The sequence below is a fragment of the Okeania sp. genome (genome assembly GCF_983059655.1).
The window spans coordinates 1-7,379 of record NZ_CEZPJD010000387.1 but is presented as its reverse complement, the minus strand read 5'-3'; the positions used below and the strand labels follow the sequence as shown (position 1 = coordinate 7,379).

At 31.1% G+C, this 7,379-nt stretch carries 5 protein-coding genes; 1 reads left to right on the top strand and 4 read right to left on the bottom strand.

From position 1 onward, the window contains the following. The first annotated feature begins 914 nt into the window (after positions 1–914). Positions 915–1,526 carry a Uma2 family endonuclease gene (locus AC3DU7_RS20015; RefSeq protein ID WP_488041065.1) on the top strand — a complete coding sequence of 204 codons (612 nt, stop codon included), beginning with the start codon at positions 915–917 and terminating at the stop codon, positions 1,524–1,526. 251 nt (positions 1,527–1,777) lie between these two features. On the opposite strand, the gene AC3DU7_RS20010 is transcribed toward AC3DU7_RS20015, so the two are convergent. The 4 genes from AC3DU7_RS20010 to AC3DU7_RS19995 form a co-directional block, all read right to left on the bottom strand. Continuing rightward, positions 1,778–1,963, bottom strand: coding sequence for a hypothetical protein (locus AC3DU7_RS20010; RefSeq protein ID WP_488041064.1), 186 nt, complete (start codon positions 1,961–1,963; stop codon positions 1,778–1,780). A gap of 152 nt (positions 1,964–2,115) precedes the next feature. After that, a complete protein-coding gene (locus tag AC3DU7_RS20005) occupies positions 2,116–4,395 on the bottom strand; it encodes a CHAT domain-containing protein (protein WP_488041063.1) in 2,280 nt (759 codons plus the stop codon). Between the two features lie 207 nt (positions 4,396–4,602). Beyond that, entirely contained in the window at positions 4,603–6,402 is a 1,800-nt protein-coding gene (locus tag AC3DU7_RS20000) for a tetratricopeptide repeat protein (protein ID WP_488041062.1), read from the bottom strand. Further along, positions 6,395–7,379: ATP-binding protein (locus tag AC3DU7_RS19995; protein ID WP_488041061.1), on the bottom strand; the 985-nt coding region annotated here is incomplete at its 5' end. The genes AC3DU7_RS20000 and AC3DU7_RS19995, both read right to left, overlap by 8 nt.

Genomic DNA, 7,379 nt, shown 5'->3' with positions numbered 1-7,379 from the left:
CGCTCACTAAAAGCAATAGCTGAAGCGCTGAAGCGCTGAAGCGCTGAATGCTTACGGTTAAATAATTTATAATTTATAATTTAGAATTACCTCTTCTTAATTAATGGAGAGGCTTTATACCTGAATTTTTCAGTAAATTTAAAAGCAATTATAAGGTGCGTTGCAACGCACCTTATAACTTATAAGTAAATTCATAGAGTGGGCAAATAATTAATTTTTTGGTAGTCCTGCTCGTGTAATGGTAGATAGGAATAAAAAATTCTTGGTACGGCAGCAAGATGCTCCCACTACGATGTTTCGTAACAAAAATAATTACAATGCACAACCAATGAAAGACCCAGATTTTACTGACAAATAATAACTGATAACTGATAACTGATAACTGAAATGAAGAAATATCAAGAGTTTCGACTGCTTCAAAATTTCGTTAAATAATGATGTTTATTTGTGCCTCTCTACTTAAGGCTTGCTGATTAAATCTAAAGGTATTTACAGATAAAGGCTTTAGCCTTTTTGGAGTCGAAAAAAGTGCGCCTGTTTCAGCTCTTCACCCTCAAAAAGTTAGTATTTTAGGCGCATAGTTGGGCAGAATAATCTTGGGACAAAACTTAGCTCCTATCTCCTCTAAATTCTCTTTTCTCCTGTCTCCTTTCTTCCCCTCCTGGGAGGGGTTAGGGGTGGGTTGTCTCCTACCCTAACCCATAAGACTTTTTCAGCAAACCCTACTTATAATTGCTATATTAAATCCTATAAAATTTGCCTACTTCTTTTCTGTATTGAGGATATTTTTGCCCATAAATATTATTTAAAACCATGAAAAAGCAAGAGCTGAAACAGTCCAGTAGGGTGCGTTACATTTCATTAACGCACCGCCAACCCAGATTTTACTAATAACTAATAACTGATAACTGAAAATGGTTCAATTATTACAAAAAATAATAACTTTTGATGAATTTACTGAATGGCTACCCGAAAGTAGACGTTATGAATTACACGAAGGCAAAATTATCGAAATGCAACCCACAGGTAAACATGAGGATATTACTGGATTTCTTATTCAAGAATTAACCCTAGAATACATGAGGATGAAATTACCCTATCGTATTCCCCAGAAAGCATTAATCAAACTCAAAGATAAAGAAACTGGCTATAATCCAGATGTACTAATTATGAATCGCCAAAATTTGATTAATGAGCCATTATGGAATGATAAATCAACCCTTATTGATGGAGAATCAATTCCTTTAGTTGTTGAAGTAGTTAGTACGAATTGGCGTGATGATTATGGCTATAAATTAATTGATTATGAAGCAATGGGTATTCGTGAATATTGGATTGTTGATTATTTGGGAATCGGAGGTGTTCGTTTTATTGGGCATCCTAAACAACCAACTATTTCTATTTATCAGCTTCTAAATGGAGAATATCAAGTACAACACTTTAGAGGAAAAGATGTGATTAATAAGTCTCTAATTTTTCCGGAATTGAATTTAACGGTTGAACATATTTTTCAAGGTCAACGGTAGGGAAGTTAAAAGTTAAAAGTTAAAAGTTAAAAGTTAAAAGTTAAAAGTTAAAAGTTAATATTTTATAGACTGGAAACTTTGACCGAAAAATTATGGTCTAAAGCCTCCCCTTTTAAGGGGATAAAAAAAGAGAATTTTCCTTATGTCAATACTAATGCTTTCCTACGAAATGCTGCGCAAACATCTAGAAGTACTGATAACTGAAATGACCCCGTAGTAATTTCAGGAAATTATTTCATATCTAATGAAAATTACTTATCTTTATTACTAGCTAAACTTTGATACGCTACGAACAAAAATAAAATTCCAAAGAGGAATATAAATATACCATATTCTCGAATTAAACTTTCTGAACTATCATCAATTTCTGCCGTTTCTAATCCTAATTTACGTTGCAAAGACTTCAAAATTCCATAAAGTTTCTGGGAAAGATTCATTAAAACAAACGGGATATATTTCATATTGGAGTATTGATGTAAATGACTCTTCAATGATTATCGCTCAAATAGACAATTATGCAAAGATGATTATTAATCTGTTTAGTATTAGATTGAAATGTGACTTAGATATAGTTAATGAGAAATTGACTTTACTGACTAATAGCAGAAAATGCTGCCCAATAAAAAGGGTCTTTAAAAGGTTGGTCGTTATCTGATAGTTTGCGGAGTTGATATTTAAGGTCATATCTAAGAGTTACATCAATAGGAAGTTGATTATTTTCAATCCATTCCTGTAGTTCCTTTTTAGTGATATCTCGTAACCAAATTTGAGCTTTATTAAGAGCAACTGATACAGTAAAATTTTGACGAAGGTTTTGATAAAATTTAATCATTAGAAAAGCAGTAGATAAATCACTAACTTTCCACAAATTACTAACAACATTAGAACTTCCTGCATAAATGAAACTGCTAGGAAAACTAATATATTCATCACTAAGATCGGTAAAATCTGTTAATCCCGTTTCACTAGCTGATAAAGTAACTAAACGACATTGACTCAAGTTAAGCCCAAAGACTTCAGCTAAGGTCAAAGTTTCAGCATGAGCTAAAAATAGAGATGATTCTAAAGGAGAATTAATATTAAAACGACTATGGCATGAAAAATGAAGACAGTTAACTGATGAAAAGTAATTATCAGTTTTGAAGGCGGTTTTAGTTGCTTTTTCTTTCGCTAAAATTTCAGCATAATCAAAATACGAACTAATTGTTTCTACTTCTAAGTCAGTGTAACTTAAGTCTTCCGTAGGATTTTGAATAGCAAATAACTTGTCAAAGTTAGGACGTTGCTGATTTTTAATCAGTTGCAATAATCTACAACTTGGGGAATAAGTTACTTCATAACGATCTAATAAATAACTACCATCATTTAAGATAAAAGCGTGAATTGGTAATAAGTGTAAAAAGCGATGGGGAATTAAGGTAATTTTCTGGCATTTTTGAGGAATATGGGAAATAATTTCATCTAAATGCAGAATTTGAGCAAAATTTCTTAGATAAAACGATAATTCACTTAGCCACTTTTGTTTATCGGAGTAGTAGAGATTCAGATATTCATTTATAGGAGCAACAAATTCATCGAAAGCAGCTTTATCTTGAAATAGAAAATTTTTGTTAACTGGTCTTTCGTAGACAACATAAATTCCTCTAATATTGCTTATTTCTTGTTCTACATCTTCTTTGATACAGCTTTCCCTTTCAATTTTTAGACTGTTTATATCAACAAAATAAAATTGTAAAATTTGGGGTTGATTATAATGACGAGTCGTAATAAATGTAATAATTTGATTATTTGTAATGTACCATTCAATAATTGCTGTTTTTTCATCAATTAAATTTTGCATCTCCTGAAAAGTAATAGGTTCAACTTTTTGTGTAAGTTGAAAAGCAGTGTCAATAGGGGTAATTTCACGATAAATTAATTCATCTAACTCTTGTTGAAGTTGATTGAGTTTACTATAATCACTCAGTTGAGGTTGTAATCTCTCACTTTCAGTAATTACTCTTAATTTATGATTATTTTGTTCGATAGCTAGTTGCTTTTCTTCAGAAATAATCTCTATCCTAAGTCGATCTAATTTTTGGATAATTGTGGATGAAATATCGCCTTTAGGATATAAGTCGCGGTTAGCAATAAGTTCAACTAAAGTTCTATTTTTACTAAGTTCTACATACTCTATGACTTTATCTATTTTGCCCAAATTCATGTAGGATTCAACGATACTATAATAAACAGTAATAGCTTGGGAGATAATTTCTTGGCGACGTATTTCTGTTGTTGCCCAACTACAAGAAAATTCTACTGCTTTAATAGCAATTTTGTAGGTTTCAATAGCCCATTGCCATTCTGCTTTTTGAAAGTATAAATCACCTAAATTATGACTAACCGTTAAACATTCAATAGGTAAATTTTCAGGAGTAAAAATTTGCAAGGAATTTTGAAAAGCTGTAATTGCCGTCTCAAGATTTTTAGCTTTATCTCCTTCTATTCTTTTTCCATAGGCAATGGCTAAATTATTCTGAATTTCTGCCAATTGTAAAGGTAAATATTGTTTCGTATAAACCATTAAAGCTAATTGTAAACGAGCGATCGCCCGTTCAATATTTTCAGCTTTATTTCCTCTAATTCTTTCTCGGTAAGCATTACCTAGATTATTTTGAATTTCAGCCCATTGTAAAGGGAAATTTATTTTAGTATAAACTTCTAAAGCCATGTTTAAAGAAGCAATTGCCATTTCAATATTTTCAGCTTTATCTCCTTTTATTTTTCCCCTATAAGCATTGCCTAAATTATTTTGAATTTCAGCCCATTGTAAAGGAAAATTTTCTTTCGTATAAACTTCTAAAGCCATACTTAAAGAAGCAATTGCCATTTCAATATTTTCAACTTTATCTCCTCTAATTCTTTCTCGATAAGCATTGCCTAGTGCAGGATGGCAGAAATAACTAACCAGTTACAAAATCCTAAAAGTCTTACCAATAAATACTTTTTGACTGTCTTGAGTGTGTCTTACATTCTGAGGAAACCTCAGAATTACACACTCGCTTTTAACTTTTGATTTCCGCGTAGCAGCACTAGATTATTTTGAATTTATGCCCATGTTGTTTAGTAAAATTTCTAAAGCTGTTTCTGAACAAACCCTCGCCATTTGAATATTTTTAGCTTGATCTCCTTTTCTTCTTTCTATATAAGCATTACTTAAATTCTTTAGAGTTTCTGCCCTTTTAAAAAGTAAATCTTGTTTCGTATAAACCATTAAAGCACTTTTAAAACAAGTTATGGCCATCTCAATATTTTCAGCTTTATCTCCTTTTATTCTTTCCCGATAAGCATTACCTAAATTGTTTTGCGTAGTTGCCCAATCTTCAGGAAAACTTTCTTGAGTATAAATTTTTAGAGATTGATAAAAACAATTAATAGCTTGCTCTAAATTTTCTTCTTTGTCTCCACATATTCTATATATATAAGCATTGCCTAAATTATTTTGAGTTTTTGCCCAATCTACAGAAAAATCTATATAAGTTCGTACTTGTAAAGCTAGGAAATAAGTACCAATAGCAGTTTCTAGATTTTCTTCTCTTTTTCCTCTTATTCTTTGAGTATAAGCAATAGCTAGATTATTTTGCGTAGTTGCCCAATCTTCAGGAAAAGTTTTACGAGTCCTAACTTTTAATGCATATAGATAATAAATGATCGCCTGTTCTAAATTTTCAGCTTTCCCGCCAAAAATACGATTACTATAAACATAACCAAGATTATTAAGAGTATTTGCCCATTGTTCCGGAAAAGTCTCGTGGGGATAAAAATTTAAAATAGTTTCTAATCCAGTAATTGCTATTTCAAAAACATTTGACCATTTTGCCCAAGAGAATTGAGAAAGATCCAGACAAAGACTTTCTACTATTCCTAAAATTGCTTCTTTTTCTTCTGGATTAACTTCAGAACAAGTATCAATTATCCACTTTTGTAACAATCTGGCAAAAAAGTAATCTAATTTATCAATATTCGATTTAATAACAGAGTAGAGAAATTTTAAATCTCCATTATTTTCATACTCTAATAAGAGAAGCTTTCCCAGCAACAAAACATACTCTTTATTATCTATATCTATGTCTTTATTTTGATCTAATGCAGAATTTTCAGGTGCTTTCCTTTGTTTTTCTTGATCAAGATAACGCTCAAAATTATTTTCATGGCCTAATAAGAGAAGCTTTCTCAGCAACAAAAAAGACTCTTGAGTATCTATATCTTTTTTTTGATAAAATAATGCAAAATCTTCATATACTTCCCTTTGTTTTGCTTGCTCAAGATCACCCTTAAATGGAACATAAGATTGTAGTAAATCAATTTCGTCGTTATCTACAGGAAACTCAAATACTCCAGAACGCCAATCAAAAAAATCTGGGGCACGACGCACTAAATATTTTAAGGTGTATTTCTCGACTATGAAAACTAAACAGCATTTAAAATCATCTCTAAATCTTTCCCGTTGCCAATTTAGATGACCTAATATGCGTGATACCGAACCTTTTTCGTGAGAAATTTTTGGTTTTTCTTGGTCTAGTTTCATAAGTTCATCTAAATTTAAAGACTTTTCAATACCACTAATAAATAAGATATTAATTGAATTATCTTTAACCTTATCTGCAATCCAATCATATAAATTATCAATATAATGTTCTAATTTTAAAACATCAATTTTTTTGTCTGGAATATCTTGCTTAACTTTGCCAATAATCAAACTTTTTTGTACAGGAGTACACTTGACAAATAAAATACCAAAACCTTCACGCCAGGATAAATCACGTTTCAGGGTAAGATAAATTTCTTGTTCATCTGGTCTAAAATTTTCTATGGGACTGACTAAGCTATTACTCATTAGAAATTAATCTATTTAGTGCAGATTTAAATTCTGATGTTCCCTCAATTAAAGGATGAATATCATACCAACGTACAGGATTATCTTCTACATCAACATCTCGATATTCCAATACACAACGACGGAATAATAAACTGCGATATTCCTCATTATGATCGATATTTTTTGAGCAATAAACTTTTGCCAACTTATCCCATTCTTCAGAATTAACTGCATTTCGATAAGTCCCATCTCTAGCATCACTAATAGCACGATTAACTGCTTTTATATTTATTGGAAAATCATCAACTTGACGCATAGCAGATTGCATTAATAACATCAAATCTCGGACATGACCGCCAGTCATCTGACAAAGCTTTATCCTAGTTTCTGAATTATCAAAAATTTGAGTATCAATCTCAATCTCAGGGTCAATCAAATGAACCCTTTTTTCAATAATTTCTTTGAGTTTATCTAATCCTTTCCCATAAGATTCATTTTGACGATTTTTGACCATAATCATTGGTAAAACTTGGGGACTTGCATAAATATTTCGTAGTTCAGTTGCTTGACTTGAATAAGCTAAAGAAATAGGAATCGTATAAACAATATGACAATTTAAGGCAGTTAACTGATTACTATAATCCAGAAAAATTTCATCATGACTTGTTCTTTTATTACCTCTTTCAATCGGTATGATTCTATCTAGATTATCAGGAATTACAACTATTTTTGATTGTGCTTCTGGTAATTTTTTTTGAGCCTCTTCAATAAATTCATTTAAAGTAGCAATTAAATCAACACTATGATTATCAATCTGTTTTCTAATCGTTTCACGGGTACTTGGAATACGTCTTAAACTTGTAGTTAATTTACTAAAAATATTAATTTTAGATTCAATAGTTAGTTTTTCAAACTCCACATCTGATAAAGCTAAATCCTTTAATTCATGCCATCGAGACTGTAACCAATCTAATAAAAGATTAGGAGAAGCATAA

Excerpts from the sequence above, each read along its gene's own strand:
- AC3DU7_RS20015 (WP_488041065.1), top strand. The coding sequence starts at position 915 with ATGGTTCAATTATTACAAAAAATAATAACTTTTGATGAATTTACTGAA.
- AC3DU7_RS20010 (WP_488041064.1), bottom strand. The coding sequence starts at position 1,963 with ATGAATCTTTCCCAGAAACTTTATGGAATTTTGAAGTCTTTGCAACGT.
- AC3DU7_RS20005 (WP_488041063.1), bottom strand. The coding sequence starts at position 4,395 with ATGGCAATTGCTTCTTTAAGTATGGCTTTAGAAGTTTATACGAAAGAA.
- AC3DU7_RS20000 (WP_488041062.1), bottom strand. The coding sequence starts at position 6,402 with ATGAGTAATAGCTTAGTCAGTCCCATAGAAAATTTTAGACCAGATGAA.